The organism is Psychrobacter sp. (assembly GCF_018260395.1).
Taxonomy (GTDB): Bacteria; Pseudomonadota; Gammaproteobacteria; order Pseudomonadales; family Moraxellaceae; genus Psychrobacter.
The window spans coordinates 1-2,103 of the sequence record NZ_JAGLBC010000230.1 but is presented as its reverse complement, the minus strand read 5'-3'; the positions used below and the strand labels follow the sequence as shown (position 1 = coordinate 2,103).

The following is a 2,103-nucleotide window of genomic DNA, read 5'->3' as shown; positions in this document are numbered from 1 at the left end:
GGGCGATTTTAGTATCAGCCCGAAGGGGCGGGACTCTTTTTTGCCAATATATGGCCCAACATTTTAAAAGCTGTTCTAACTTAGAATGACTAAGCGTCAAAAATTTCACTGCATATTGACTAAAAAATAGTCTCCGCCAGTGCCATGGTCGAATGTTCCACACGCCCTAAGGTTGAAGTCTACTAGACTCAATTAAATTAAATTAAATTATTCAAATTTAATAAAATTACAGGGCGTAATGATTAATTACTGTTTTTAATAGCATTCGTTTTAGTAATGTCATACACCACTGCATTAAAGCTGCCATCACTCATTACGACTGTAACAAAATTGCCTTTTTCAAGGGTATGCACAGAATTCAGATACGTGTCCTCTGCATTTTTTACAAAGGCATAGCCTTGATCTAGTAAGCGGGCAGGGTTTTGAATTAATACTACTTGTTGATAATAACGTATCTGCTGGGCTACATCATTGAGTAGTTTATGGCTATTATTTTTAGTAGTTATATAAAATCGTTCGATCGAATCTTTGGTTTTTGAAAGTTGATTGTAGCTGGTTTGTTGTATACGCTGCATATTACTTTCAGTTGTTATCTTAACTTCGCGTAATTCAAATTTTGCATGTTGTTTGATGTTATTAAAATGTTGATCCGTTAAATGTTGCCAATGTTGTAAGTTATGGCTACTTAAACTTTGGATAGCTGTAAAATACCGGTCTGATGACATAGCAGCTTGGGTTAAATGCTGCTGGCTGATGCGTTGAATGGCATCGGCATAGCTTTGGGTACGCTGCATTAAGCTCGTAAGATGGTTAATAATGCCTGCAATGACTTTAGAGGGAGTGTCAAAACTAGTATGAGCCACTTCATCTAAAATGACTGAATCGCGTTCATGACCAATACCTACCCAAACAGGGATGGGTTGCTCAGCGACTAAAGCTGCAAGCTCATAGTCATTCAAGTAGGCCAAATCACCAACGGCACCACCACCCCGAATGATAACCATGATATCTGGGTCATGATCATACTGTTTTTTAAAGGTTAGCATTCCTTTAGAAATAGCTTGACGTATCTCTTTAGGAGCATGATTACCTTGGAAGGTAGCGTAGTGATAATGGAAGTGACAAGCATTGGTGCTTTGAAGTTTATCAGCATCTGCTCTAAAATCACCTAAACCCGCCGCCTTTTCAGGTGCAATAACTAAAACATGCTCAATATCAAATGGTGAAGGAATCTGTTTGTTTAAAGTGAGTAAACCCTCCCCACTTAAGCGTTCTAGCATAGCTGCGTATTGACGTGCCAAATCACCTAACGTGTAGCTAGGATCAATATCATTGATGGCCAATGAAAAACCATATAGGGGATGAAAACTGGCAGTAACGTTAAGTAGTACCGTTACATCTCGTTCAAGCTTCATGCCAGTGGCTCGTTCAAACTTAGCCAATACACGAGCTGCCTTAAATCGCCATAAATTACCTCGGCAGCTGGCGATGACTTTGCCGTCGTCATCTTTTTCGGCCAATTCAAAATAGTAATGGCCACCCTTACTCGATAAATTACGAATCTCTGCCTTTACCCAGACACTGTGCTGAAAAGTCTCTTTGATTACTAGCTCAACGGCGGCTAAATAATCACTTAATCTTAGCACGGTATTTTCAAGCTCTTGATCAAACGAGTCCTTAAATTCGTCAGTATCGAAAATATCTACATCAATGTCGCTATCCTGTGAGGATATAGTATCAAGGCGAGATAAATCTGGTTTAGGCATAATTTTTAGTCTTAGATGGCTTTTATTCTTAGATGAATGTTATTTTTTAGATAGTGCTAATTTTTTAATAGTGCTTATTATTAGATCGTGCTTAGGCTTAACTTTAAGCAAATGTATTTTGGATCAAAATTTAGAATTCTAATAGGATATCACTTAAGGGATTTATATTAGAGAATATATTTAAGGGATAATAATAAAGAGAACTTATTCTGGAGATCTTATTAAAAAGGTATTATTTAATCATATTTTGACACAAATCCCTAGCATAGGCGATCAAACTGACTTTATATACATTTTTATTCATAATTTCATTATAAGGCTATACATACTTATATTT

At 36.9% G+C, this 2,103-nt stretch carries 1 protein-coding gene; it reads right to left on the bottom strand.

Annotated features, from left to right (window positions below; genetic code table 11):
• Positions 1–242: 242 nt before the first annotated feature.
• Positions 243–1,766, bottom strand: coding sequence for an exodeoxyribonuclease VII large subunit (gene xseA / locus QZ265_RS10725; protein ID WP_296406036.1), 1,524 nt, complete (start codon positions 1,764–1,766; stop codon positions 243–245).
• Positions 1,767–2,103 lie beyond the last annotated feature (337 nt).

What these genes read in the sequence shown, in the direction of transcription:
- xseA (WP_296406036.1), bottom strand. Translation starts at nt 1,766, where the DNA reads ATGCCTAAACCAGATTTATCTCGCCTTGATACTATATCCTCACAGGAT.